This is a genomic window from Streptomyces sp. NPDC087844, from assembly GCF_044742785.1.
Classification (GTDB): domain Bacteria; phylum Actinomycetota; class Actinomycetes; order Streptomycetales; family Streptomycetaceae; genus Streptomyces.
Genome location: NZ_JBIUVD010000010.1, coordinates 287918 through 311967 on the forward strand (window position 1 = coordinate 287918; position 24050 = coordinate 311967).

24 protein-coding genes are annotated in these 24050 nt (G+C 71.7%); 11 read left to right on the forward strand and 13 right to left on the reverse strand.

Annotation, left to right across the window (positions count from 1 at the left end; translation table 11 throughout):
- Positions 1 to 119 precede the first annotated feature (119 nt).
- A complete protein-coding gene (locus tag ACIOKD_RS21760; protein ID WP_402086349.1) occupies positions 120 to 1601 on the forward strand; it encodes a nucleobase:cation symporter-2 family protein in 1482 nt (493 codons plus the stop codon).
- Here the strand turns inward: ACIOKD_RS21760 and ACIOKD_RS21765 are convergent.
- Positions 1521 to 1880 (reverse strand): ArsR/SmtB family transcription factor, encoded by a 360-nt coding sequence (locus ACIOKD_RS21765; protein WP_402086352.1) that lies wholly within the window; start codon positions 1878 to 1880, stop codon positions 1521 to 1523. The two genes, ACIOKD_RS21760 and ACIOKD_RS21765, sit on opposite strands and share 81 nt — an antisense overlap.
- A gap of 138 nt (positions 1881 to 2018) precedes the next feature.
- On the opposite strand from ACIOKD_RS21765, the gene ACIOKD_RS21770 reads away from it, so the two are divergent.
- Positions 2019 to 3098: an NADH:flavin oxidoreductase/NADH oxidase gene (locus ACIOKD_RS21770; protein WP_402086354.1), complete on the forward strand. Its 1080-nt coding sequence runs from the start codon at positions 2019 to 2021 to the stop codon at positions 3096 to 3098.
- Between the two features lie 55 nt (positions 3099 to 3153).
- On the opposite strand, the gene ACIOKD_RS21775 is transcribed toward ACIOKD_RS21770, so the two are convergent.
- Complete coding sequence (locus tag ACIOKD_RS21775) at positions 3154 to 3900, reverse strand: SDR family oxidoreductase (RefSeq protein WP_402086357.1); 747 nt, start codon at positions 3898 to 3900, stop codon at positions 3154 to 3156.
- Positions 3901 to 4043: 143 nt separating this feature from the next.
- Positions 4044 to 4613: a hypothetical protein gene (locus ACIOKD_RS21780; protein WP_402086359.1), complete on the reverse strand. Its 570-nt coding sequence runs from the start codon at positions 4611 to 4613 to the stop codon at positions 4044 to 4046.
- A 213-nt stretch (positions 4614 to 4826) separates the two neighbouring features.
- Between ACIOKD_RS21780 and ACIOKD_RS21785 the strand changes: the two genes are divergently transcribed.
- From ACIOKD_RS21785 to ACIOKD_RS21800, 4 genes are all read left to right on the forward strand, one after another.
- The gene (locus ACIOKD_RS21785) at positions 4827 to 5912 is read left to right on the forward strand and encodes a WD40/YVTN/BNR-like repeat-containing protein (RefSeq protein WP_402086362.1); all 1086 of its coding nucleotides are present in this window, start codon (positions 4827 to 4829) and stop codon (positions 5910 to 5912) included.
- Positions 5913 to 6116: 204 nt separating this feature from the next.
- The gene (locus ACIOKD_RS21790) at positions 6117 to 6794 is read left to right on the forward strand and encodes a uracil-DNA glycosylase (protein WP_402086364.1); all 678 of its coding nucleotides are present in this window, start codon (positions 6117 to 6119) and stop codon (positions 6792 to 6794) included.
- Positions 6791 to 7879 carry an N-acetylglucosamine kinase gene (locus ACIOKD_RS21795; protein WP_402086366.1) on the forward strand — a complete coding sequence of 363 codons (1089 nt, stop codon included), beginning with the start codon at positions 6791 to 6793 and terminating at the stop codon, positions 7877 to 7879. Before ACIOKD_RS21790 ends, ACIOKD_RS21795 begins: the two co-directional genes overlap by 4 nt.
- A 119-nt stretch (positions 7880 to 7998) precedes the next feature.
- Positions 7999 to 8922: a sirohydrochlorin chelatase gene (locus ACIOKD_RS21800; protein WP_402086368.1), complete on the forward strand. Its 924-nt coding sequence runs from the start codon at positions 7999 to 8001 to the stop codon at positions 8920 to 8922.
- 124 nt (positions 8923 to 9046) lie between these two features.
- On the opposite strand, the gene ACIOKD_RS21805 is transcribed toward ACIOKD_RS21800, so the two are convergent.
- Both ACIOKD_RS21805 and ACIOKD_RS21810 read right to left on the reverse strand, forming a co-directional pair.
- Positions 9047 to 10090: a lactonase family protein gene (locus ACIOKD_RS21805; protein WP_402086370.1), complete on the reverse strand. Its 1044-nt coding sequence runs from the start codon at positions 10088 to 10090 to the stop codon at positions 9047 to 9049.
- A gap of 457 nt (positions 10091 to 10547) precedes the next feature.
- Positions 10548 to 12032 carry an FUSC family protein gene (locus ACIOKD_RS21810; RefSeq protein WP_402086438.1) on the reverse strand — a complete coding sequence of 495 codons (1485 nt, stop codon included), beginning with the start codon at positions 12030 to 12032 and terminating at the stop codon, positions 10548 to 10550.
- A 255-nt stretch (positions 12033 to 12287) separates the two neighbouring features.
- On the opposite strand from ACIOKD_RS21810, the gene ACIOKD_RS21815 reads away from it, so the two are divergent.
- Both ACIOKD_RS21815 and ACIOKD_RS21820 read left to right on the forward strand, forming a co-directional pair.
- Positions 12288 to 12764 carry an Lrp/AsnC family transcriptional regulator gene (locus ACIOKD_RS21815; protein ID WP_402086373.1) on the forward strand — a complete coding sequence of 159 codons (477 nt, stop codon included), beginning with the start codon at positions 12288 to 12290 and terminating at the stop codon, positions 12762 to 12764.
- A gap of 20 nt (positions 12765 to 12784) precedes the next feature.
- Positions 12785 to 12982 carry a hypothetical protein gene (locus tag ACIOKD_RS21820; RefSeq protein WP_402086374.1) on the forward strand — a complete coding sequence of 66 codons (198 nt, stop codon included), beginning with the start codon at positions 12785 to 12787 and terminating at the stop codon, positions 12980 to 12982.
- 222 nt (positions 12983 to 13204) lie between these two features.
- Here the strand turns inward: ACIOKD_RS21820 and ACIOKD_RS21825 are convergent, their stop codons facing one another.
- The 8 genes from ACIOKD_RS21825 to paaA all read right to left on the reverse strand — a co-directional run bounded on the left by ACIOKD_RS21825 (position 13205) and on the right by paaA (position 20030).
- Positions 13205 to 13774 carry a TetR/AcrR family transcriptional regulator gene (locus tag ACIOKD_RS21825; RefSeq protein ID WP_402086377.1) on the reverse strand — a complete coding sequence of 190 codons (570 nt, stop codon included), beginning with the start codon at positions 13772 to 13774 and terminating at the stop codon, positions 13205 to 13207.
- Between the two features lie 59 nt (positions 13775 to 13833).
- Complete coding sequence (locus ACIOKD_RS21830; protein WP_402086379.1) at positions 13834 to 14535, reverse strand: SDR family oxidoreductase; 702 nt, start codon at positions 14533 to 14535, stop codon at positions 13834 to 13836.
- Between the two features lie 175 nt (positions 14536 to 14710).
- Positions 14711 to 16075, reverse strand: coding sequence for an FAD-dependent oxidoreductase (locus ACIOKD_RS21835; protein WP_402086382.1), 1365 nt, complete (start codon positions 16073 to 16075; stop codon positions 14711 to 14713).
- A gap of 123 nt (positions 16076 to 16198) precedes the next feature.
- Positions 16199 to 17380, reverse strand: a complete 1182-nt coding sequence (paaE, locus tag ACIOKD_RS21840) for a 1,2-phenylacetyl-CoA epoxidase subunit PaaE (protein ID WP_402086385.1) — start codon at positions 17378 to 17380, stop codon at positions 16199 to 16201.
- A complete protein-coding gene (gene paaD, locus ACIOKD_RS21845; RefSeq protein ID WP_402086388.1) occupies positions 17380 to 17895 on the reverse strand; it encodes a 1,2-phenylacetyl-CoA epoxidase subunit PaaD in 516 nt (171 codons plus the stop codon). The genes paaE and paaD overlap by 1 nt, the downstream gene beginning before the upstream one ends.
- The gene (gene paaC, locus ACIOKD_RS21850) at positions 17889 to 18716 is read right to left on the reverse strand and encodes a 1,2-phenylacetyl-CoA epoxidase subunit PaaC (RefSeq protein WP_402086391.1); all 828 of its coding nucleotides are present in this window, start codon (positions 18714 to 18716) and stop codon (positions 17889 to 17891) included. Before paaC ends, paaD begins: the two co-directional genes overlap by 7 nt.
- A gap of 10 nt (positions 18717 to 18726) precedes the next feature.
- Positions 18727 to 19047 (reverse strand): 1,2-phenylacetyl-CoA epoxidase subunit PaaB, encoded by a 321-nt coding sequence (gene paaB / locus ACIOKD_RS21855; protein ID WP_402086394.1) that lies wholly within the window; start codon positions 19045 to 19047, stop codon positions 18727 to 18729.
- Positions 19044 to 20030, reverse strand: coding sequence for a 1,2-phenylacetyl-CoA epoxidase subunit PaaA (gene paaA / locus ACIOKD_RS21860; RefSeq protein WP_402086397.1), 987 nt, complete (start codon positions 20028 to 20030; stop codon positions 19044 to 19046). The genes paaB and paaA overlap by 4 nt, the downstream gene beginning before the upstream one ends.
- Positions 20031 to 20533: 503 nt before the next feature.
- Here paaA and ACIOKD_RS21865 point away from each other — a divergent pair.
- The 3 genes from ACIOKD_RS21865 to ACIOKD_RS21875 are packed head-to-tail and all read left to right on the forward strand — an operon-like array spanning position 20534 to position 23952.
- Positions 20534 to 21964, forward strand: coding sequence for a family 2B encapsulin nanocompartment shell protein (locus ACIOKD_RS21865; RefSeq protein ID WP_402086400.1), 1431 nt, complete (start codon positions 20534 to 20536; stop codon positions 21962 to 21964).
- A complete protein-coding gene (locus tag ACIOKD_RS21870) occupies positions 21961 to 23019 on the forward strand; it encodes a family 2 encapsulin nanocompartment cargo protein terpene cyclase (RefSeq protein WP_402086403.1) in 1059 nt (352 codons plus the stop codon). The genes ACIOKD_RS21865 and ACIOKD_RS21870 overlap by 4 nt, the downstream gene beginning before the upstream one ends.
- Positions 23020 to 23079: 60 nt before the next feature.
- A complete protein-coding gene (locus ACIOKD_RS21875; RefSeq protein WP_402086405.1) occupies positions 23080 to 23952 on the forward strand; it encodes a geranyl diphosphate 2-C-methyltransferase in 873 nt (290 codons plus the stop codon).
- Positions 23953 to 24050: the final 98 nt, after the last annotated feature.

Below are 24050 nucleotides of genomic sequence, written 5' to 3' on the forward strand. Positions count from 1 at the left end.
GGTCACGAACCACCGCTCCGGGCAGGACACCAGCCGGCAACACCCCTGAAATCAACAAACTGTTCAATCCCCGTACGGTCACGTACACCCCCTCCCCCGCCCTTCCTGGAGTCGCGCCCATGGCAACCCCTGCCCCCGAGCCCGCACGGCGAGTGCACGCCGTGCACCCCGTGGACGAGATCCCGCCCGTACACAAACTCGCCGCGTTCGGCCTCCAGCACGTCCTCGCGATGTACGCGGGCGCCGTCGCGGTCCCGCTGATCGTCGGCAGCGCGATGAAACTCTCGCCGGCGGACATGGCGTACCTGATCACCGCGGACCTGCTGGTGTGCGGCATCGCGACGCTCATCCAGTGCGTCGGCTTCTGGCGGTTCGGGGTGCGACTGCCGATCATGCAGGGGTGCACCTTCGCGGCCGTGTCGCCGATGGTGCTGATCGGGACGGGCGGCGGCGGACTGCCCGCGATCTACGGCTCGGTGATCGTCGCCGGTCTCGCGATCATGCTGCTCGCACCGGTCTTCGGGAAGCTGCTGCGGTTCTTCCCGCCGCTCGTCACGGGCACGGTGATCCTGATCATCGGGCTCTCACTGCTGCCGGTGGCCGGCAACTGGGCGGCGGGCGGGGCGGGTTCGGCGGACTTCGGTGAGCCGAGAAACCTGGCACTGGCCGCCTTCGTGCTCGCGGTGGTGCTCGGCGTGCAGCGGTTCGCGCCGGCGTTCCTGAGCCGGATCGCGGTGCTGATCGGCATCGCCGTGGGTCTCGCGGTCGCGGTCCCGTTCGGCTTCACGGACTTCGGCGGGGTCGGGGACGCGCACTGGCTCGGCATCAGCACGCCGTTCCACTTCGGCGCCCCCACCTTCGAGGCGTCGGCCATCGCGTCGATGCTGGTCGTGGCGCTGGTGACGATGACCGAGACGACCGGTGACTTCATCGCGGTGGGCGAGATGACGGACCGCAGGATCGAGCCCCGGACACTCGGCGACGGGCTGCGCGCCGACGGCCTGTCCACCGTCCTGGGCGGCGTGTTCAACACCTTCCCGTACACGGCGTACGCGCAGAACGTCGGCCTGGTCGGCATGACACGGGTCCGCAGCCGCTGGGTCGTGGCCGCCGCGGGCGGCATCCTCGTCCTGCTCGGCCTGCTGCCCAAGCTGGGCGCGGTGGTCGCGGCGATACCGGCTCCGGTGCTCGGCGGCGCGGGTCTTGTCATGTTCGGCACGGTCGCCGCGAGCGGGTTGCGGACCCTGTCCCAGGTGGACTTCAAGGGCAACGACAACCTGACGGTCGTGGCCGTCTCGGTGGCCGTGGGCATGCTGCCGGTCGGCGTCCCGACGGTGTACGAGAAGTTCCCCGACTGGTTCCAGACGGTGATGAACAGCGGTATCAGCGCGGGTTGCCTCACCGCGATCGCACTGAACCTGCTCTTCAACCACCTCGCGGCGAAAGCCGGTGCAAGGGACCCCGTCGGTGCGGCGGGCCTCGACGGTGCGACGGGTCCCGGAATTCCCGCGCAGGGCGGTTCAGCGGCCCCCGAGCCGGACGGCCTGGCGGGCGGCAGCGGCGAGAACGCTGTCGAGAAGTCCCGGGAAGAGGCCGTCTAGGTCGCCCCTGCGCAGTCCGTTCATCTTGGCGGTACCCCGGTAGATCTGCCGGATCACCCCTGCCTCACGCAGCACCCGGAAGTGGTGCGTGGTCGTGGACTTGGTGACGGGCAGGTCGAAGTGCGAACAGGTCAGCTCGTCGCCGTCGACGGCGAGCTTCCGTACGACCTGCAGCCGCAGCGGGTCGGAGAGCGCGTGCAGCACGGCCTCCAGCCGGATCTCCGCGCGCTGCGGGTGCGGCAGGTCGCGGCTGCTGCCGGTCGGGGCGGCGATCGTCACGGCGGCTCCAGTGCGTCGGGTCCGGAGGTCTCCCCGGAGTTCCCCATTATACGAGAACCATCGTAGTTTGACATCCACCGTACTACGATGTCTATCGTATGAGTCGACCACCCCGCCCCGCCATGATTGGAGTCCGCCGTGAGCGCGCTCTTCGAGCCCTACACCCTGCGCGAGCTGACCGTCCCGAACCGGGTCTGGATGCCGCCGATGTGCCAGTACTCGGCCGCGCCGGAGGGCCCCTCGGTCGGCGCCCCCGGTGACTGGCACCTTCAGCACTACGGGGCGCGCGCCGCCGGCGGGACCGGCCTGATCATCGTCGAGGCCACCGCGGTCAGCGCCGAGGGCCGGATCTCTCCGTACGACCTGGGCATCTGGAACGACACCCAGGTCGAGGCGTTCCGGCGGATCACTCGTTTCCTGGTGTCGCAGGGCACGGTCCCGGCGATCCAGCTCGCGCACGCCGGCCGCAAGGCCTCGACGGACCGCCCCTGGACGGGCGGCGCGCCGGTCGGACCCGACGCGCACGGCTGGCAGGCGCTCGCCCCGAGCCCGCTCGCCTTCGACGAGAACCACCCCGTGCCCACCGAGCTGACGGTGGACGGGATCCGCGAGGTCGTCGGCCAGTTCGCCGACGCCGCACGGCGGGCGCTGGACGCCGGCTTCGAGATCGCCGAGATCCATGGCGCGCACGGCTACCTGATCGGCGAGTTCCTCTCCCCGCACTCCAACCGGCGCACGGACGCGTACGGCGGCTCGTACGAGAACCGGGTGCGCTTCGCCCTTGAGGTCGTCGACGCCGTGCGCGAGGTGTGGCCCGACGACAAGCCCCTGTTCTTCCGTGTCTCGGCCACCGACTGGCTGGAGGAGAACGGCTGGACGGCCGATGACACGGTCCGTCTCGCCGCCGAACTGACCGCCCACGGTGTCGACCTTGTCGACGTGTCCACGGGCGGCAACGCGGCCGGTGTACGCATCCCGGTCGGGCCCGGCTACCAGGTCCCCTTCGCCGCCCGCGTCAAGAACGAGACCTCCATGGCCGTCGCCGCCGTCGGTCTCATCACCGAGGTCGAGCAGGCCGAGAAGATCCTCGCCAACGGCGAGGCGGACGCCGTGCTCCTCGGCCGGGAACTGCTGCGCGACCCCTCGTGGGCCCGGCACGCGGCCCGCGAACTCGGTGGCGCCGTGCACGTACCGGACCAGTACCACCGTTCGGTCTGACGGGACCCGCCCGTGGCGCCTTCGGCACGGCCTGCCTCCGGCGCCTCGGCGCGGTCTACTTCCGCCCGGCGAGCCACTCCGTGAAACGGGTCCCGGCGACATGGGCGTCGGGGCCGGGCAGCAGCTCGCGCCCCTGGGGGTGGCCGCCGAAGTAGCCGACGGACTCGTCGGTGACGACCTCGCGCGGGTCCTTCTCGGCCGCGAGGCCCGTGCGGACAAACTCGTCGAGGTGCAGCTCCTCGGGGCCCGCCACCTCGGTGGTGCCGTTCAGCGGAGCCGCCACGGCGACCCGGGCGACCGCCGCGACCACGTCGTCGGACGCGAGGGGCTGAAGGAGCGAGGAGGGCAGCTTGACCGTGTCGCCTTCGGTGGACCCGGCCGCGATGCCCTTCACGAACTCGAAGAACTGCGTGGCACGGACGATGGAGTACGGGATTCCGGACCCCTTGACCAGTTCCTCCTGGGCGACCTTGGCGCGCAGGTAGCCCGAGGCGGGCAGCGCGTCGCTGCCCACGACCGACAGGGCGACATGGTGTCCCACGCCCGCCGCGGCCTCGGCCGCGACGAGGTTGCCCGTGGAGGTCCGGAAGAACTCCAGCACCGCGCTGTCCTCGAAGGAGGGCGAGTTGGACACATCGACGACGACCGCCGCGCCCTTCAGCGCCTCGTCGAGGCCCTCGCCGGTGATGCTGTCGACGCCGGTGTTCGGGGAGGCCGGGAGGACGTCGTGGCCGTCCGTCCGGAGCCTGTCCACCAGCTTCGACCCGATGAGCCCGGTACCGCCGATCACTACGATCTTCATGGTGCGACCTTTCCGGTTTCGTCCGTCGGAATCGGACGTGTTCACCATGCTGACCGGACAGGGTCCTGATCTGTGACAGGGGCCTGACCTGTGACAGAGGCCTGACCTGTGACAAGGGCCTGACCTGTGACAGCCGGGCCGCCTCAGCCGGTTTTCCACCTCCATTGGGGGCCGACCCGCTCCCACTCCGTGTCCCACCGGTCGAGCCGCCGGCGCTCCAGGCGCCCTGTGACCAGCCGCCCGCCCGCGAGGGGCACGAGCGCCGCGGTCGTGCCCACCAGGACTCCGATCAGTCCCGCCCGCAGGCTCGCCTGTGCCTGTGTGGCGGGCCTGGTGACCAGGTGCCCCTGGAGATCGCTCCACACCGTGACCCGGGTCCCCGCGGCGCTGCCCGGATCGACCCGGGTCTGCCCCTCGTGGGTGGAGCCGTCCGCGACGGACCAGCGGACCTCGGCCCACACCTGCTCGGAGCCGGCGGCCGTGCCGGGCGCGCGTTCGGTGAGCAGCGCGGTCACGGGGCGCCACTCGACGCGCTCCCGCGCGAGCCCGAGTTCGACCGACCGTGTCGCCCACAGGCCCGCGAGTGTCCCCGCGAGCAGGGCGAGGAGCCCGGCGGTGAGCAAGGTCCAGGCCTCGATCCTGTCGCTGCGCCGCCGCAGCGGATTGGGCCACCAACGCCACAGCAACGCCCTCGGACCACGCAAAGCCGCCATCGAGGCCCCTCTCCACACGCGCACACCGGACCCCCTCCCATACGGGAGAGGCCGCCCGGTTGCTCACGAGACCTGCCCCACATCGCCGGTGCTCCGCCGCTGCCTCTCGCGAACCGCCCTGACCTGCACCGATGACCCGTTCGGGGGTGACTGTCAGTGGTGGGGTGCAGACTGGCCGACATCTGAGACAACGACGTCCGGAGGTGGATCGGCATGACCGAGGTTCTGCTCACGGTTGGCACGCGCAAGGGACTGTTCGTCGGGAGGCGGCGCGGCGGCGCGTGGGAGTTCGACGACAGCCCGTACTTCAATGCCCAGGCGGTCTACTCCGTCGCGATCGACACCCGTCGTGACGTGCCGAGACTTCTCGTGGGAGGCGACAGCGCGCACTGGGGCCCTTCGGTGTTCCACTCCGACGACCTGGGGCTCACCTGGACCGAACCGGCCAAGGCAGCAGTCAAGTTCCCCCAGGACACGGGTGCTTCGCTGGAGCGGGTCTGGCAGCTGCACCCGGCGGCGGCCGAGCCGGACGTGGTGTACGCGGGCACGGAGCCCGCCGCGCTGTACCGCTCGACGGACCGCGGCGAGTCCTTCGAGCTCGTCCGCCCGCTCTGGGAGCACCCCACCCGCTCGCGGTGGGTGCCGGGCGGCGGCGGTGAGGGTCTGCACACGATTCTGACCGACGCCCGTGACCCGCGGGCGGTGACGGTCGCCGTGTCCACGGCCGGTGTCTTCCGTACGGCGGACGGCGGTAAGAGCTGGGCGCCGTCCAACTCCGGGGTCTCGGCGGTGTTCCTGCCGGATCCGAACCCGGAGTTCGGCCAGTGCGTCCACAAGGTCGCGCAGGACGCGGCCACACCCGACCGGCTCTATCTGCAGAACCACTGGGGTGTGTACCGCAGTGACGACGCCGGGGCGCACTGGACGGACATCGGCGAGGGCCTGCCGTCCACGTTCGGCTTCGCCGCGGCCGCGCACCCCCACAGCGGCGGCACCGCGTACGTGTTCCCCATCACCGCCGACTCCGACCGGGTGCCGGCGGACCGCCGATGTCGTGTCTTCCGCACGGCAGACGCGGGCAAGAGCTGGGAGCCGCTGACCGCGGGGCTGCCGCAGGAGGACCACTACGGCACGGTGCTGCGGGACGCCCTGTGCACGGACGGCGCGGACCCGGCGGGCGTGTACTTCGGCAACCGCAACGGCGAGGTGTTCGCGTCGGCCGACGACGGCGACACCTGGCAGCAACTGGCGTCCCATCTGCCGGACGTGCTCTGCGTACGGGCCGCGGTGATCGATTGAGCCCGCGCCCACGACGGGCCTCCGCCGTGCGCTCGCTCCACGCCGCACGACCGGTCTCCGTTACGCGGCCGGTCTGTCACGGTCGCGCGGGCGGCGTGGTCCGTCCGGGCGTCAACACCCGTCGGTGGCACCGCACATGTCACCGCGGGGTGTGCGGCGGCCTCGGGTTGATCGACGGCCCGTGTACGGCAGTAGGGTGACGCCGTGGCACCACGACCGTTGCATGAGATTGTCGAACCCGGCTGGGCCAAGGCCCTCGAACCGGTGGCCGGACGGATCACGGAGATGGGGGACTTCCTGCGGGCGGAGATCGCCGCGGGACGCACCTACCTACCCGCGGGCCCGAACGTGCTCCGCGCCTTCCAACAGCCCTTCGACGACGTCCGGGTCCTCATCGTCGGCCAGGACCCCTATCCGACCCCGGGACACGCCGTGGGGCTGTCGTTCTCGGTCGCACCCGAGGTGCGGCCGCTGCCCGGCAGCCTCATCAACATCTACCGGGAGCTGAGCACCGACCTGGGCCTGCCCCCGCCGTCGAACGGCGATCTGACCCCCTGGACCCAGCAGGGCGTGCTGTTGCTCAACAGGGCGCTCACCACGGCCCCGCGCAAGCCGGCCGCACACCGCGGCAAGGGCTGGGAAGAGGTCACCGAACAGGCGATCCGGGCACTGGCCGCCCGGGGAAGACCACTGGTGTCGATCCTGTGGGGACGCGACGCCCGCAATGCCCGGCCACTGCTCGGCGACCTGCCCTCGGTGGAGTCCGCGCATCCGTCGCCGATGTCGGCGGACCGCGGCTTCTTCGGCTCACGGCCCTTCAGCCGAGCCAACGACCTGCTGACCCGCCAGGGCGGCGAACCGGTGGACTGGCGGCTGCCGTGACCGGTCCCGACAGCGGGTCGGCCGGCGGGTCCGGCAGCGGGTCCGGCGTCCTGGGGGTGGACTCCGGCGGGTCGGGGCTGCGGGTCGTCCTGGCTGTCGACGGGGGTCGGATCACGGCTCCCCTGACGTCCGGGGAGCCGGTGCGCACCGGACCGCGCGGCATCGACGCCGGACATCTGCTCGGCCAACTACTGCCGATGACCCGGCAGTTGATGGCAGACGCCGGGGTCGGCACGCTCCGGGCCGTCACCGTCGGCGCCGCCGGCCTCACCACTCTGGGTGACTCGCTGCGCGCCGAGCTGCCCTCGGCGCTGGCCCGCGAACTCGGCGTACGGCGGCTGGCCCTGGTCGCCGACGCCGTCACGGCGTACACAGGTGCGCTGGGGCAGCGGGTGGGCGCGGTCGTCGCGGCCGGCACCGGGATGATCGCGATCGGCACGGACCTGCGCGAGTGGCGCAGGGCGGACGGCTGGGGCCATCTGCTCGGTGACAGCGGCAGCGGCGCCTGGATCGGCCGGGCCGGCCTCGACGCGGCCCTGCGCGCCTACGACCGGCGGCCCGGCGGCTCTGCGCCGCTCCTGGCCCGCGTCGAGGCGGTGTTCGGCTCCGCACCGGCGGTGCCGGGCCGGCTCTATCCGCGCCCGGACCGGCCGGCCGTCCTGGCGTCCTTCGCGCCCGAGGTGGCCGTCTGCGCCGACGGCGGCGACCCGGCCGCGATCGGTGTCCTGGCCGCCGCGGCCCGGCACATCGCCGACACGGCCGCCGCGGTGTGCCCCTTGGAGGCGGTCGTGCCGCCCGGAGGGGCCGAGGGGGCGGGCGAGGTGCGCCTCGCGCTCACGGGCGGGCTGTTCAGGATGGGCGACCCCCTCCTCGTACCGCTGCGGGCCGCACTGGCGGAGCGACTCCCGTACGTACGGGAGGTGCCGGCCGCGGGTGACCCGCTCGACGGTGCCGTCGGCATCGCCATCGAGCTGGCCGACGACCGGCTCACGCTGCCGCGCGACGACAGCATGCTGTTCGTCGTTCGGGACATCTCGGATGCCGCGAGTGCCTCGGACATCCGTTCGCAAGATCGCTCTCCGTGATCCACAGATAACCAGCGAGATCGCTCCGCGCGTAACTCATCAGACAAAACCGGACGGATACCGCTCACCTGCACCCTCCCCGAACAGGGGAGCCCAGGAAACCAGTAACATTCGGCGCCATGAGCTCCCCCACTGGGCCCGCGTCCGGCCTGCCAGTACGAATGCCGCGACCCCGCCAGCCCGGTCGGCACCGCCGGCCGGAACCGCTGGCGGCTCCCGAGGGCGCGCCCGCGCTCGTCCTCGCGGTGCCGGGCACGCCCAGCGCCGCCACCCGCAGCCTCGTCGAGGAGGTCGTGAGCATCGCGCGCTCCGAGCTGCCCGGCCTCGACGCCAGGATCGGGTACCTCGACGGGGACGACTCCGAGTTCCCCACCCTCCAGTCGGTGCTCGCGCACGCCTCGGAGGAGCGCGCGCAGCGCTTCGAGCAGGCCCGCGCGGCCGGTGCGGACGTGGTGGAGCCCGACGGGCCCGTCGCCGTGGTCGTACCGCTGCTCGCCGGCCCGGACAACGCGCTGCTGCGCCGCGTCCGCCAGGCCGTCATGGACAGCCGTGTCGCGGCCGACCTGACGGATGTGCTCGGCCCGCACCCGCTGCTCGCCGAGGCGCTGCACGTGCGCCTGTCCGAGGCGGGCCTGGCGCGCGCCGACCGGGCCAGGCTGTTCACCGTGGCGACCGCCGCGGACGGCATCATCCTGGCGTCCGTGGGCGGGGAGGAGGCCGTGCAGGCGGCGGGGATCACCGGCATGCTGCTCGCCGCGAGACTCGCCGTGCCCGTGATGGCGGCAGCGCTGGACGAGGAGGGCTCGATCGCGGCCACCGCCGAGCAGCTGCGCGGCTCCGGTTCCCAGCAGCTGGCGCTCGCCCCGTATCTGATCGGCCCCGAGCTCGACCCGGGGCTGCTCGACGAGGCCGCGAAGGAGGCGGGCTGTTCCGCCGCCGAGGCGCTGGGCCCGTACCCGGCGATCGGCAAGCTGGCGCTCGCCAAGTACACGTCGGCGCTCGGTATCGCGCCGCCGCAGCCGCAGGGCGCGCCGGTCCGCTGACGCGCCGGCCGGGCGGTCCCGTACAGGCATCAACCCCGAAGGGCCCGCTCCGTCTCCGGAGCCGGGCCCTTCGGGGTTGCCGAACCTCCCGGGGAGCCCTTCGGCAGCCCCTCGGGCGGAACTCTCAGTCGAGCACCACGCAGGACGCCGCGGGTGCCTTGACCGACCCGCCGCGCCGCGGGATGCCCGTGTCGGGGTCCACCGAGAACCACGCGACATGCCCCGACCGCTCGTTGGCCACGTACAGGAAGCGGCCCGTCGGGTCCAGAGCCAGTGCGCGCGGCCAGATGCCGCCGCAGGACACCGTGGCGACCAGTTTCAGGCCCTCGTCGGGCGTGCCGGGCACGAGCACGGAGACGACGTCCTGGCCGCGCGTGGCGGTCCACACGAAGCGGCCGTCGGGCGACACGACGATGCCGGACGGGTAGGCGTCGCCGTCCGGGAGGTCGGCCAGCACGGAGGTCTCCGCCACCGGCTTGAGCGCGCCTTTGACGGCGTCCCAGCGGCAGGCGGTGACGGTCGGCGAGAGTTCGTTGAGGACGTACGCGCGTTCGCCGTCCGGGTGGAACGCCAGATGGCGGGGCCCCGAACCGGGCCGCAGCGCGATCTCCCGGTGCAGCGCGAGCGTGCCGTCGCGCAGCGCGCACACCCGGACCGAGTCGGTACCGAGGTCGACGCTCACCGCCCACCGGCGGCTCGGATCGGGCTGGACGTGGTGGGCGTGCGGGCCCTGCTGGCGCTGGGTGTGCGGTCCCGCGCCCTCGTGCTTCAGCACTCCGGACACGGTGCCGAGGCTTCCGTCGTGGCGCACGGGCAGGGCGCTGACGCTGCCGGAGCCGTAGTTGGCGGTCAGCACATGACCGTCGAAGAGGCTCAGATGCGTGGGTCCGCTGCCACCGACCCGTGTCAACGGGCCGGCCAGGGACGGCTCGTCGCCCTTCACCCGGTAGGCGGCGACCGCGCCCTGTGTCGTCTCGCTCACCGCGTAGAGCATGTCTCCGCCGGGCGACAGGGCCAGGTACGAGGGGTCGGCGACGCTGTTCACGGCGCTCAGCAGCGTCAGCGCGCCGGTGTCCCCGTCCACGGCGGCGGTGAGCACGCCCAGGCCCCCCGCCGCCGTGAAGGAGCCGATGTACGCCCGCCGCTGCCGCCCGCCGCCGTCCGTCACTGCGTCCCCTCTCGGTGCCACGTCATCGCCCCACGCTTCACACGTTCTTGGGGCGACGGTAGCAGCGAATGGCCTAGACCAGACGGCTGGACCGGACCGGACCCCATGGCGTCCCACCGCGCGCAGGGCGCCTGCCTCCGGATGGCGCACGTACGCGGGACGCTGCTCCACCGACCCGCCGACCCGCCGACCCACCGCCTTGCCGCCTCGTAGGTGCGGTGGGACACCGGAGGGGCGCTGTCAGAGACGGGCGGCGCGATTCCAGGTCCAGTCCGCGCCCACCGGGCGGCCCCTGCCTCTCTCGCGGCCCTCGCGGCCCTCGCGGTGATCCTCCGCATGACCGACGTCCACGGTGGCACACGGAAGGCGGACCCGAATGGCACGGCCCGCCGTCGGTTCGTGCGGGTCGCTGTGCCGACGCCCGCACCTGGGCCACTCGTGCAGGGCCAGGGCGCCGTCAGGCGAGGGTGACGCGGCCCCGCAGGGGTACGGCGAGTGCCTTCAGCGCCTGCTCCAGACCATGCAGATGAGTCAGAGCCTGCCCACCACCGGCAGGGTGCGCCTCGGCGACGGGCACGTCGATCTCACCGCGTGCCGCAGCGGGCCCGGTCAGGGCCTCCACCGCCGCTTGCACCCGCCAACAGGCGGCAGCGAGCCTGGCGTCGTGGGAGGCATCGGGATCCGCGGCGATCGATGCCAGACCGCGGACCTCCTGAGCGCACCGGTCCAGCAGCTCGATCACCTGGCGGGCCCTCGTCCTGCGGGCCCGCAGCGGGGCGAGCGGATGGACCAGCGGGGCCAGCGAGAGCCGCACCCGGCCCAACAGCGGTTCCAGCTCGGCGACGTACCGGGCCGGGTCGGCGGCCGGGGACCCGGCCAGGCGGGCGGCGGCCTCGGAAGTGCAGGCGTGGACACAGTGCAACGCGCGCTCGATCCAGGCGTCGGTGGTGGCATGCGTGGTCACCGGCAGCACCAGCAGGACAGCGAGCGCCGCGCCGAGTGCCCCCGCCCCCGTCTCCAGCACACGCAGCACGAGCAGCCCCGGATCGAGGACCCCCAGCAGCCCGTACAGCAGGCCCGCCATCACCGTCACCGCCAGCATCATCCACGTATAGGACACCGCGGCCGCGTAGAAGATGCCGAACACGCAGACCGCGACGAGCCCCGCGGTCGGAGCGCCGGCTCCGTCCAGCGGAACCGCGATCACCAGACCGACGGCGATACCGATGACGGTGCCCAGGACCCTCCGGAAACCCCGCACCAGGGTCTCGCCGCGCGAGGACGTGTTGACGAAGATCCACCAGGCGGTCCCGACGGCCCAGTACCAGCGCTCGTGCGAGAGGACCTGGCCCGCGCCGATCGCGAACGCGCAGGCGGCCGTCGCCTGGAAGGCCTGGCGGGTGGTCGGCCGGGCGAGACCGCGGCCGGTGGGCGGCACGGGCGCGACCGGGGCCGGAGTGCGCCGTTCGATGCACCACGCGCCGAACCGCACCGCCGAGGACGCGGCCAGCGACAGGGCCATCGCGGCGTACAGCTGGGGAAGCTGGCCCGGGACCGCGTGCAGGAACTGGGTGATGAAGAAGGTCATGAACGCGAAGATGCCGAGCGCGTGGCCGCGAGGGCCCCAGCGCCGGGCGTACACCCCGCCGAGGACGACGGCCAGCCAGACGGCGTCGCGGACGGTCGGCACCGTGTGCAGTACGGCCGCGAGTGCGAGTACGGGGAAGCCGACGGCGGGCAGCAGGGCGGTGGTGACCGCCTGGCCCCGCACGGTCGTGTCACCGACCGTGAACAGCGCGAGGAGCGCGGTGAGACCCCCGGTGATCGAGGCGGGCAGGGAGAGCCCGGCGAGCTCCGACAGGGCCACCGCGAGACCGATGCCGAGCACCGCGCGCAGCGAGATCCGCAGCCGTACCAGGCCCGGATCCGGAGCCATGAACATCTTCTTCACCGTCGGCTGCCCGCCCCCGTCCCGCGTCGACGACACCTTGCGCCTGTGGCCCTGCGGCCACGGCTCACAGGCATGTGAATGGCGTCGTGTGTCCGGTCCGGCTTCCTTGCCGTCCGGCGCTGCACGACGCCATCGATACGCCCACGTTAAGCAGGAGAGGGGCAACGGCTCAACAGGCCACTGATCCACTGGTCCATTGGTACAGTCGGGAACGATCACTCCGTACCGCAGGGAGACCAACGGACCATGGCCGTGGACGAGCTCGACACCCGCATCCTCCGGCTGCTCCTGGAACAGCCGCGCACCAGCGTGCGGGAGTACGCCCGTGTCCTCGGGGTCGCGCGCGGCACGCTGCAGGCGCGGCTCGACCGGCTGGAGCGGGACGGTGTGATCACCGGTACGGGCCCTTCGCTCTCCCCCGCCGCCCTGGGCCACCCGGTGCTCGCGTTCGTGCACATCGAGGTCACCCAGGGAAATCTCGACGACGTGGGGGACGCGCTGGCCGCCGTGCCGGAGATCATCGAGGCGTTCTCGATCACCGGTGGCGGGGATCTGCTGACGCGGGTCGTGGCGCGGGACAACGGCCACCTTGAGGATGTGATCCAGGCGCTGATCAGTCTGCCCGGGGTCGTTCGTACGCGGACGGAGGTGGCGCTGCGGGAACGGGTGCCGCAGCGGGTGCTGCCGCTCGTGGAGTCGATCGGCCGTACTGCCCGGAGCTGATCATCGGCATCCTGGATCCCATGAGCGACCTCGACGGAACACTCGTGGACGGCGAGCCGAACCACTACGAGGTGGGCCGGCAGACGCTCGCCGAGCAGGGCGTCATGGACTTCCGGTCTACCCGCGGATGCGCCGCGGCGGGGCTGCTTTTGCGGGGTGGGCAGGGGGAGTTCACGGCTCGGGGTGCGTACGAGTGGCTTGTGGGGTCGCCGGTGTGAAGGGTTGCGCCGTTCCCCGCGCCCTTGACGACGAAAGACTGCGCCGTTCCCCGCGCCCCTGAAAGACAAAGAACTGCGCCGTTCCCCGCGCCCCTGAAAGACAGAGAACTGTGCCGTTCCCCGCGCCCCTATATGTCCCGCGCCCCCGCGGAGCGGGACAGCTGGGGCGCAGCCCCGTTTTCAGGGGCGCGGGGAACTGCGCGGCCCGCCCCCACCGGCCCGCTACATGCCTGCCGCGTCCAGCAGCGCCGCGGCTGTCGTCGTCGTCAGGCCCGTCAGGGTTTCCGCCCGCGCACCCGCCCGCGCGCTCGCTCCGTCGAAGACCAGGGTGAGTTGGCGGGCGAGGAGTTCCGGGTCGCGGGCGCCGCCGCGCTCGGCGTCCGCGCGGAAGGCCGCGGTCAGGGCGCCCTTGACGCGCAGGGCCACGACGCTGGCCGGGTGCTCGGGGTCCTTGAGTTCGACCAGCGCCGACAGGTACGGACATCCCCGGTAGTCGTCCCGCGCCGACACCCGTTCCAGCTGCTCGAAGACGTACAGGATCCGCTCCCGGGGCGGCCGGGGGTCCTCCGGGCCGAGGTGCAGCATGCGCCCGTACTCGGGTGCGCGCCGCTCCAGGCTCGCCGCGAGCACCTCGTCCTTGCTCGCGAAGAGCTGGTACATGGAGCGCTTGGACACCCCGGCGGCCCGGCAGAGCGCCTCGACGCCGAGGGAGACGCCGTCGCGGTAGAAGAGCTCCGTGGCCGCGTCGAGCAGCCGGTCCCTCGTGGATGTCTTGTCCGTGGTGGTGGCCATGGGGCGAGGCTACCTCCGTCGCACGGTCGGTAGAAACCGATCGGTCTACCGGGTGCCGGTCAGGCGACCAGCTGCGGATACAGGACGGAAAGGTCGGCCGACAGGCCGGACTTGACCTGGCGGGTCAGGTCGTCGGCGAGCACCTCGAAGGCCCCGCTCTCGATGCCGTCGAGCGCCTGCGCCGCCACGTCCACGGGCGAGGACTTGGGCGCGTCGATCGCCGCGGTCATGTCGGTGTCGACGTATCCGACGTGCAGCCCGGTGACGCTGATCCCGCGCGGGGCGAGGTCGAGCCGCAGGGAGTTGGTCTGGGACCAGAGCGCCGCCTTGGACGCGCTGTACGAGCCGGCCAGGCCGATCCACGACAGCACGGAGTGGACGTTCAGGAGGTGGCCGCCGCCGTTGCGCTCGATCACGGGGACGAACGCGCGGGCGGTGAGCAGCGGCCCGTAGAAGTTCGTCTCGAAGTCCTTGCGCACGTCGTCGACCGGCGAGTCCAGGAACGACGTGTGCATGGAGACACCCGCGTTGTTGATCAGGACGGTGATGTCCTGGGCTCGTTCCGCGGCCGCCGCGACGGAGGCGGGATCGGTGACCTCCAGGGCCAGCGGTACGGCCCGGGTGTCCTTGACGGTCCGCGGGTCGCGGGCGGTGGCGTACACCTTCCTCGCGCCCCGCTCGAAGAGCCCTTCCACCAGCGCCTTGCCGATTCCCCTGCCGCCACCGGTGACCAGGACGACGGAACCCTCGATCGCGGTCATGACTCTCTCCAAAACCTCAGCACATCGGCATGGAAACCGATCGGTTTCCCTTCCTTGGAAAGGTAAACCGATCGGTTTCACAATGCAAGCCGTGCGGACGGGAAGCGGACGCGAAAACGGGAGTGGCCCCAGCTGTCACAGCTGGGGCCACTCCCGTCGACGGTACGTCCTGCGCCTACGCTCCGCTGGCGCCGAGCATGTCCTCGCGCTCCACGAGCTTCACCCGCTCGCGGCCCTGCGGCTCCCCCAGCGCCTTCTCGGCGGCGTCCAGGCGGTACCAGCCCTCCCACGTGGTGAAGCGGACGTTCCGCTCGGTGAGGAACGCGTCCACCGCCTCGGGGTCCGGTGAGGCGGGCGTCTGCAGACGGCCGTTCCCGTGGTCGTCGAGCAGGCTGGCGACCGTCTCGTTTGCGTCGCCCTTGGTGTGGCCGATGAGGCCCACCGGGCCGCGCCGGATCCAGCCGGTGACATACGTCGACGTCAGGTGCTCGCCGGTCTCCTCGATCACCCGGCCGGCCTTGTCGGGAACGGTGCCCGAGTCGACGTCCCAGGGCAGCTTGGGCAGCTTGTCGGAGAGGTAGCCGACGGCACGGTAGACCGCGCCGAGGTCCCAGACCTTGAACTCGCCGGTGCCCTTGACGTTGCCGGTGCCGTCGAGGGCGGTGCGCTCGGTGCGCAGGCCGACGACCTTGCCGTCCTCGCCGAGGATCTCGGTCGGCGACTCGAAGAAGTGCAGGAACAGCTTGTGCCGCCGGTCGCCGACGTCGCGGATCGCCCAGTTCTCCAGGGTCTTCGCGACCATGTCGGCCTGCTTGTTGCCGCGCCGGGTCGCGATCGAGCCGTCGTCGTAGTCGATGTCCTCGGGGTCGACGATGACCTCGATGTTCGGGGAGTGGTCCAGCTCCCGCAGCTCCAGCGGGCTGAACTTCGCCTGCGCCGGGCCGCGGCGGCCGAAGACGTGGACCTCCAGGGCCTTGTTGGCCTTGAGCCCTTCGTGGACGTTCGGCGGGATCTCCGTCGGCAGCAGTTCCTCCGCGGTCTTGGCGAGGATGCGGGCCACGTCGAGCGCCACGTTGCCGACGCCGAGGACGGCGACCTTCTCGGCCTCCAGCGGCCAGGTCCGCTCCACGTCCGGGTGCCCGTCGTACCAGGACACGAAGTCCGCCGCGCCGTACGAGCCGTCGAGCCCGATGCCGGGTATGTCGAGGTGCCGGTCGGCCGTCGCCCCGGTGGAGAAGATCACCGCGTCGTAGAAGGCGCGCAGGTCGTCGAGGTTGATGTCGCCCGGGTAGTCGACGTTGCCGAAGAGACGGATCTGCGGTTTGTCGAGCACCTGGTGCAGGGCCGTGATGATGCCCTTGATGCGCGGGTGGTCGGGGGCCACGCCGTAACGGATCAGGCCGAAGGGGGCCGGCATCCGCTCGAAGAGGTCGATGGAGACACCGGGCTCGACGGCCACTGCGGACTTCAACAGCGCGTCGGCGGCGTAGATCCCGGCGGGGCCGGCTCCGACTATGGCTACCCGCAGGGGGCGAGGCATGATCAGGTTCCCTTCGAGCGGTGATCAGAAGTACTCACCGGGAGCCTAAACTAAGGCTATCCTAAGTCTGTAGCCGGGCTGGATCTATGACCTCATAAGGCCGACTTATGAGGTGTCGCCGCCTCAGCTGTCGTAGTCCACGGTCAGGGTTTCGGAGACCGGGTACGACTGGCAGGTCAGTACATAGCCCGCGTCGACCTCGGCGTCCTCCAGAGCGAAGTTGCGGCGCATGTCGGCCTTGCCGTCGGTGATCAGAGCACGGCAGGTGCCGCAGACGCCACCCTTGCAGGCGAAGGGCAGGTCGGGACGGGTCCGCTGGGCGCCTTCCAGGATGCTCCGGTCCCTGACCAGGGCCGAGGTGGTGGAGCGGCCGTCGAGCGTGACGGTGACCTGGCTGACGGGCCCCTCCACGGCCGCCTCCTCGTGACGCACCTCCCGTACGGGCTCGTCGTCGGCGTGGAACAGCTCCCGGTGGACGCGGTCGCCGGGCACGCCGAGGCCGGTCAGGACCCTCTGGGCGTCGACGACCATGCCGTGCGGCCCGCACAGCCACCAGTGGTCCGCCGACTCCACGTCGACCAGCGAGCCGACCAGTGCCGAGAGCCGCTCCGCGTCGAGGCGGCCGGACAGCACCTCGGCCTCGCGGGGCTCACGGGACAGCACATGGGCGAGCTGGAGTCGCGCCGGATACAGGTCCTTCAGATCCGCCAGCTCGTCGGCGAACATCACCGTGTCCGTGCGGCGGTTGCCGTAGAAGAGGGTGACCGTCGAGCGCGGGTGGGCCGCCAGGACGGACTCGGCGATGGAGAGCATCGGCGTGACCCCGGAACCGGCCGCGACCAGCACGTGGTGGCCGGGCGTGGCGAGGTCGGGCGTGAACGTGCCGGTGGGGGCCATCACTTCGACCGTGTCGCCGGGGCGCACCTCGCGCACGAGCCAGGCCGAGAACAGACCGCCCGGCACCACACGCACCCCGATGCGCGGCGCCGAACCGGCCGGCGCGCAGATCGAGTACGAACGCCGCTCGTCCCGTCCGTCGACCACGCGCCGCAGCGTCAGCGACTGACCGGGTGCGAAGGCGAACTCCTCCGCCAGCTCCGCGGGAATCACGAAGCTCACGGCGGCCGCGTCCTCGCACAGCGGCTGTACGGCGGCGACGCGCAGGGTGTGGAAGGCCGGGCGGCGGCGGACGCGCGCGGGCACCGCCGGTGCGGGGGCGGAGGGCGCAGCGACCGCGGCCGGTGCCGGGGGCCGGGCCGCCGGGTCCGTGGTGTCTCCCGCCCGCTCTTGCCTCAGGCCTTCCATCAGATCTCCTTGACGTACTCGAACGGTTCGCGGCAGGCGCGGCAGCGGTGGAGCGCCTTGCAGGACGTGGCCGAGAAGCGGGACGTCTCCTCGGTGTCCGTCGCGCCGCAGCGCGGGCAGGCCACCGTGCGGCGGATGGGGTTCAGCACGAGGGGCACCGGACCGGCGGCGCGCCGGGGTGCGGCTCCCGGCGGTGCGATCCCGTGCTCGATGAGCTTGCGGCGGCCTTCCGGAGTGATCCAGTCGCTGGTCCACGGCGGGTCCAGGACCGTACGGATCTCCACGCGCGTGTACCCCGCGCCGCGCAGCCGTGCCGCCACGTCCGCGCGCATCTCGGCCATCGCGGGGCAGCCCGAGTAGGTGGGTGTCAGTCGCGCGACCACGGTGCCGTCCCCGGCCACCTCGACCCCGCGCAGGACGCCGAGGTCGGCCAGCGTGAGCATGGGCAGTTCGGGGTCCGGCACCTGTTCGGCGATGTGCCAGGCGCGCTGCGCGTTCTGTACCGCGGTCACCATGTCGCCCCCGGGTGTGCGCGGGCCACACTCTGCAACTCGGCGAGGAGCGGCGCGAGATGCCCGGTGTGCTCCCCCGCCCTGCCGGTGCCGGGCAGCGGCCGGTACACCGGCATGGGCAGCCCGGCCGCCTCGGTGACCTGCCGCAGGACGGCGACCACCTCGTCCCGTACGTCGTACGCCGTGAACAACTCGCCGAAGTACGGGGCGACCTGCTCCATCGCCCTGCGTGTACGGCGGTGGGACTCGTCCGTGCCGTCACCCAGGCGCACGACCCACTCGGCCGCGTACTGCCGGTGGTACGTCAGCTCCTTGACGCCCTTCGCCGCGACGGCCGCCAGGACGGGGTCGGGGTGCGACGACAGCTCCGCGAAGTGGGCGAGCCGCCAGCTGGACAGCACCAGCAGCCGGACGGCCGAGAACGCGAAGTCCCCGCCCGGCAGTTCGGCCAGCCGGACGTTCCTGAAGTCGTCCGCGTCCCGGAAGTAGGCGTACGCGTCCTCGCCGCGTCCGGTGCCGTCGACCTGGCCGGCGCGTGCGTAGAGCAGGCGGGCCTGGCCGAGGAGGTCGAGGCCGATGTTGGCGAGGGCGACCTCCTCCTCCAGCTCGGGGGCGCGGGTGGTCCACTCGGCGAGCCGCTGGGCGCTCACCAGGGCGTCGTCGGCCAGGGCCACGCAGTCCGCGGCCAGCAGGTCGGCGGCGACGCCTTCGAGCACGGTGGTGTCCACCCCGTGCAGCGGGTCCTCGAAGCCGGTGCCGTACGCCCAGCGGGTGTCGTCCTCGTGTCCCTCGGCGAGGGACAGATAGACATGGTCGTCGCTCATGCCCTGCTCCTCAGATGTGCGGGACGTCGTCGGGGATGTCGTAGAAGGTCGGGTGGCGGTAGACCTTGTCGGCACTCGGCGCGAAGAACGGGTCCTTCTCGTCGCGGGTCGAGGCGGCGATGTGCTCGGAGCGCACCACCCAGATCGAGACGCCCTCGTTGCGGCGGGTGTAGAGGTCGCGCGCGTGGGTGAGGGCCATCGTGTCGTCGGCGGCGTGCAGGGAGCCCACGTGGACGTGGTTCAGTCCGCGCTTGCCGCGCACGAAGACCTCGTAGAGCGGCCAGTCGCCCTTGGCGGTCTCCGCAGTCGCGCCCGGGGTGGAGTCACTCATGCCGTCGCCCCTTCCCGCGCACGCGCGCGCCGTGCCTGCTTGGCCGCGTGGGCCGTGGCCGCCTCCCGTACCCAGGCGCCGTCCTCGTGGGCGGACCTGCGGCGCTCCACCCGCTCGGCGTTGCACGGTCCGTCGCCGCCGATGACCCGCTTGAGCTCGGCCCAGTCCGGGGTACCGAAGCCGTGGTGGCCGCGCTCCGCGTTCCAGCGCAGCTCCGGGTCGGGGAGGGTCACGCCGAGCTTCCCGGCCTGCGGGACGGTCATGTCGACGAACCGCTGACGCAGCTCGTCGTTGGTGTGCCGCTTGATCTTCCAGGCCATCGAGGCCGCGGAGTTGGGCGAGTCGCCGTCGGGCGGGCCGAACATCATGAGCGAGGGCCACCACCAGCGGTTCACGGAGTCCTGGACCATGTCCCGCTGGGCCTCGGTGCCGCGCATCATGGTCAGCAGCAGTTCGTAGCCCTGCCGCTGGTGGAAGGACTCCTCCTTGCAGATGCGCACCATCGCGCGCGCGTAGGGCCCGTACGAACTCCTGCACAGCGGGACCTGGTTGCAGATCGCCGCGCCGTCGACGAACCAGCCGATCACGCCGACGTCGGCGAACGTCGGGGTCGGGTAGTTGAAGATCGACGAGTACTTCTGGCGTCCCTCGATCAGCCGCTCGGTCAGGTCCGCGCGATCGGCGCCCAGGGTCTCGGCGGCCGAGTACAGGTACAGCCCGTGGCCTGCCTCGTCCTGGACCTTGGCGAACAGGATGGCCTTGCGGCGCAGCGACGGGGCGCGGGTGATCCACTCGCCCTCGGGCTGCATTCCGATGATCTCCGAGTGCGCGTGCTGCGCGATTTGCCGGACGAGCGTCCTTCGATAGCCGTCGGGCATCCAGTCGCGGGGCTCGATCCGCTGGTCCCGCGCGATCGTCGCGTCGAAGTGCTCCTGCAACAACTGCTCCGGGAGGGCCGTCCCGGCGGAGTGTGTCGTGGTCATCGATACCAGCTTCCCTACCGACCATTCGTTCGGTCCCAGTGTGCCGCCTTTCCCCCGTCCGGGCAAGACCCACGTTCGATCACACGACCGAGGGGCGGAGGGGGCGGATACCCGCGTGCGGGCCGGGTCGCCCCGAACCGGACGGCCCGGCCCCTGAACCGGGGCCGGCGGACACGGCGGGGCATACCGGGCCGACGCAAGCCGCTCGTGCGCCCCCTGCGCCGGTCGCACGGGGGTCGTGACCGGCGTGGGAGCGCGGTGTCGGCGGTCCCGGGCCTCGCGCGACCGAGCGCCACGTCCGGGGCGCGAACACGCCCCTTTCACGCGGTTCCCGGCCGCCACCCGTGGCTGTTTGGCTTTACATCAAGCCCGCACTGCCCAGTCGTCCGCACAGCCCCACGGCCACCGCCCCGACTGCCACCGCCCCGTGAACCCGCGCTCGCCTGCCGCCCCGCGTCCGCCCACCACCGTTCGCCTGTTCGCATCACGTACCCGGAGGACATGTGACCGCCCCGGAAAGTCCCCCCGACAGCGCCGTCGGTTCGCCCGCCGCCGAAGCACCGTTCACCAGTCTCGGCACCCGGGCCGCGCGCCAGCTCACCACCACCGCCAAGTCCGCACCGCAGATGCAGGCCATCACCTCGCGGTGGCTGCTCAAGATGCTGCCGTGGGTGGACGTCAAGGGCGGCACCTACCGGGTCAACCGGCGACTGCAGCTCCGCGTCGGCCGGGGCCGGGTGCAGTTCGACCACAACGGCGCCGACGACATCAAGGTCATCCCCGAGACACTCACGGAACTGCCCGCCCTGCGCGGCTACTCCGACATGGCGGCCCTCCGGGAGATCGCCGCACGTTTCCGCGTGCGGGAGGTGCGCGCCGGCCAGATCCTCTTCGGCGCCGGGCAGCCCGTCACGGAGGCGTATCTCGTCGTCCACGGCCGGTTCACCCGCTACACCCCCGGCAAGTACGGCGAGGAGGAGGTCACCGGGGTCGTCACGGACGGCGCCCAGCTGGGCGACGAGGCCATCGGCCAGGAGGATCCGCGCTGGCACCACTCGGTACGGGCCGACACCGCGGGCGTGGTGCTGGCACTCAACTGGGACAGCCTCGAACTGTTCGTGGAACGCACCCCCTCCCTCGCCGCGCACCTGGCCGCGTTCGCCGAGCGGCAGAGCAAGCCCATGAACCGCAAGGGCGAGGCCGACGTCCCCATGCAGGCGGGGCACGTGGGCGAGCCGACCCTCCCCGGCGGCTTCGTCGACTACGACCTCTCCCCGCGCGAGTACGAGCTGTCGCTCACCCAGACGGTCCTGCGCGTCCACACCCGCGTCGCGGACCTCTACAACAGCCCGATGGACCAGACCGAGCAGCAACTGCGCCTGACCATCGAGGAGATCCGCGAACGGCAGGAGTGGGAGCTGGTCAACAACCGCGAGTTCGGCCTGCTGCACAACGTCGACCACGCCCAGCGCGTCAGCACCTTCTCCGGCCCGCCGACCCCCGACGACCTCGACGAACTGCTGTCGATGCGCCGCAAGACCCGGGTGTTCCTGGCCCACCCGAAGGTGATCGCCGCCTTCTTCCGGCAGTGCAACGGGCGCGGTCTCATGCCTGGCACCACCACCATCGAAGGGCACGAAGTGCCCGCGTGGCGCGGTGTTCCGTTCCTGCCCTGCGGCAAGATTCCCATCAGCCCGCAGCACACGAGCAGTGTCATCGCCCTGCGCACCGGAGAGGCCGACCAGGGCGTGGTCGGCCTTTACCAGACCGGCATTCCCGAGGAGTACCAGCCGGGCCTCAACGTCAGGTTCATGAACATCGACACCACCGCGATCATGAACTATCTGGTGACCGCCTACTACTCGATGGCGATCCTCGTTCCCGACGCGGCGGGGATCCTGGAGAACGTCCAGGTCGGGCGGGCCGCGGAGTGAGCGCCCCGCCCGTACCCCACACGGCTCTGCGGCTGCCCGGTCCGCCGAATCTCGCCGGCGCCACGACCGGCCGCCGGGGCGGCGCGGTCCCCGGGCTGCGGTACCGGCCCGCCGTGCCCGCGGACCCGGAGAAGGCCGCGGAGATCGACCGCAGGCTGGAGGCCTGGGCCCGTGAGCTGGATCTGTTCCCGCAGAGCTGGACGGGGGACTTCGCGGGGTTCCAGTGCGGCCGGGCCGTCGTGCTCCAGCACCCCGGCGCGATCAGCCTCGACCACCTCACGGTGGCCGGGAAACTACTGCTCGCCGAGAACGTCGTCGACGACTGCTACTGCGAGGAGGTCGAGGGCAGGGGCGGGGCGGCACGCGGGCTGGGCGGGCGGCTGGTCATCGCCCAGTCGGCACTCGATCCGTACCACGGCACACCCGAGCTGGAGGAGGAGTGGCGCCGCGGCATGGAGGCCGACGGGCCGCTGCGCTCGTACCAGCATGCCCTGCGGGACTACCGCGAGCTGGCCACACCCAGCCAGACCGACCGGATCGTGCACGACCTGGCCCGGCTGCACATGGGCTATCTCGCGGAGGCCGCCTGGTCCGAGATCCGGTACGTGCCACAGGTCTGGGAGTACCTGGTGATGCGGCAGTTCAACAACTTCCGGCCCTGTCTGTCGATCGTCGACGCCGTCGACGGCTACGAACTGCCAGCGGCCCTGTACGCCCGGTCCGAGATCCAGCGGATCACCGCGCTCGCCTGCAACGCCACCACGATCGTCAACGACCTGTACTCCTTCACCAAGGAACTGGCCTCCGACCCCACCCATCTGAACCTGCCGCAGGTCGTCGCCGCCAACGAGCGGTGCGGGCTGAAGGCCGCCTATCTGCGGGCCGTCGAGATCCACAACAGGATCATGGAGGCGTTCGAGGAGGAGTCGGCGGCCCTGTCCGCCACCTCACCCCTCGTCGCGCGCTACGCCGAGGGCCTGGCCGCGTGGGTGTCCGGAAACCACGAGTGGCACGCCACCAACTCACACCGCTACCACCTGCCCAACTACTGGTGACCTCCACCGTCCCCGCACAACGTCCCCGCCCGACGTCACAGCGCCATGAGGAGTGCCCACTTGACCATCACCAACGCCGAGACCACCGCAGCATCGGTGCCGAGCCAGTCCACGTACCAGACCCGCGTCGCGGACTACTGGAACGCGGAGGAGAACCCGGTCAACCTCGAACTGGGGAAGATCGACGACCTGTACCACCATCACTACGGCATCGGAGCCGTCGACCGGTCCGCACTCGACGAGGGCCCCGGCTCGGGTGCTGACCGGATCACCGCCGAACTGCACCGGCTGGAGCAGGCCCAGGCCGAACTGCTCGCCTCCCGGCTCGGCGACCTCTCCCCCACCGACCGTGTCTTCGACGCCGGCTGCGGGCGCGGCGGCGGCAGCGTGGTGGCGCATCTGCGGTACGGCTGCCACGCCGACGGGGTGACGATCTCCCGGAAACAGGCCGACTTCGCCAACGAGCAGGCCCGTAAGCGGGGCATCGACGACAAGGTGCGCTACCACCACCGGAACATGCTCGACACCGGCCTGGAGACCGGCGCGTACGCAGCTTCCTGGAACAACGAGTCCACCATGTACGTGGAGTTGGAGCTGCTCTTCGCCGAGCACGCCCGGCTGCTGCGCCGCGGGGGCCGTTATGTGACGATCACCGGCTGCTACAACGACGCCTACGGGCGGGCCTCCCGTGAGGTGTCGCTCATCAACGCCCACTACATCTGCGACATCCACCCGCGCTCGGAGTACTTCCGCGCGATGGCCCGCAACCGGCTCGTACCCGTCCATGTGGAGGACCTCACCGCCGACACGATCCCCTACTGGGAGCTGCGACAGCAGGCCGGTCATCTGGTCACCGGCATCGAGGAAACGTTCCTTAACGCGTACAGGAACGGCAGTTTCCAGTACCTGCTCATCGTGGCCGACCGCGTCTGACATGCCCTGTCCCTGGTCTTCAGGCGGCCTCCGCGGCCTCCGTCGCGTCCCGCTGCCCGCCGTCACGGTGGATCGGGGTCCGTGTCCCGGTGAGGGGC